Source organism: Micromonospora sp. NPDC049089, assembly GCF_040648775.1.
In the GTDB taxonomy this organism is placed as follows: Bacteria; Actinomycetota; Actinomycetes; order Mycobacteriales; family Micromonosporaceae; genus Micromonospora.
Genome location: NZ_JBEZEH010000407.1, coordinates 1 through 1,256, shown reverse-complemented (window position 1 = coordinate 1,256; position 1,256 = coordinate 1). Strand labels below are relative to the sequence as shown.

The following is a 1,256-nucleotide window of genomic DNA, read 5'->3' as shown; positions in this document are numbered from 1 at the left end:
GCCCGCCCGCCCTTCGCTGAGGGCCGGCGGCCAGGGGCTTTTGCCGTGATCAACTCGGTTTCCGTGAAGTCGCGCTGTCCCGCTCGCTCAGATGCCGCGTTTTCAGCGAAGCCGAGTGGATCACGCCCGGAGGGCGGGCACCGTTCGGATTCCGTACACCTGACGGCCCGGGGACGGCGCGAGACGACGGTCCCTCGACTCGGCGCGGCGACGGCCGATTGCCGTGCGTCGTCCGCCGGTGTTTGTGCTGCTCGGGCCCTTTCCGCCGGCCCGGACCGGTTGGCCGCCCTCACCTGGCCTGCGCCAAATGCGTGGTTATCTCGGATACGTCCGCATCGCGAAGATGGTTCTCATACGGTGAGGATCAGAGGCTACAACCCATTTGTAGCTGGTCGTGGCGCCTCGGGCGGTGCGATCCCGTCTGGTAGCAGGAAAGGGCGGAAGGCTCTGATGTCCAACGACGTAACGAGTACCGACGGCGGGGCCTCGACAGCTCCGCCAACACGGCGAAGGCGGGCGCTCTGGGTCGCCGGCGTAGCCGGGCTGACCGGCGTGGTCGGCCTGGCGGCCCTCGGCGGCGTCGCCGCTCGGGACGACAAGCCCAAGTCCGACCAGGTGTCGGACGCGCAGCCATCGACCAACCGAGAGAACGTCAGCGACGACGGCGGCGCGGACAAGGGCGGCGCCAAGGACGACGGCGGTCAGGACGACGAGTGGGGCGGCGACGACTGGAGCGGCTTCGACGACCAGTCCGGCAAGGATGGCAAGGACCGCGAGGACGGCAAGCACGACGAGAAGGACCGCACCAGGCAGGTGCCGTGCGACTCCGACAAGCTGATCCAGGCGATCACGTTCGCCAACAACGATGACGGCGGCGTGCTGGAGCTGGCCAAGGGCTGCACCTACACCCTGACTCGCAACCAGGACGGCAACGGCCTCCCGGTGATCACCGAGCGCATCACCCTCAAGGGTGAACACACCACCATCGGCCGCGAAGCCACTGCCGACTACTTCCGCATCCTCAACGTCGGGGCTGGCGGGCAGCTCACTCTCAAGGGCCTGAGCATCAGGGGTGGCCAGACCCTTCAGTACCCGATAGCCGCCGACCCGGCGACGGTCTGGGCGCCGTACTCGGCCCAGGTCCGCTCGACCACTGCCGCGCCACCGGCAGCGGCAGCGGCGGCGCCCGCCGCGAAGCCGGCGACCGCTGCCGCGCCCGGCGCCAAGCCAGCGGCGGCAGCGGCAACGGCAACGGC

1 pseudogene is annotated in these 1,256 nt (G+C 69.7%); it reads left to right on the top strand.

Annotated features, from left to right (window positions below):
* Positions 1–450: 450 nt before the first annotated feature.
* Positions 451–1,256 (top strand): annotated as a pseudogene (locus AB0B48_RS33150) (right-handed parallel beta-helix repeat-containing protein); the annotation flags it as partial.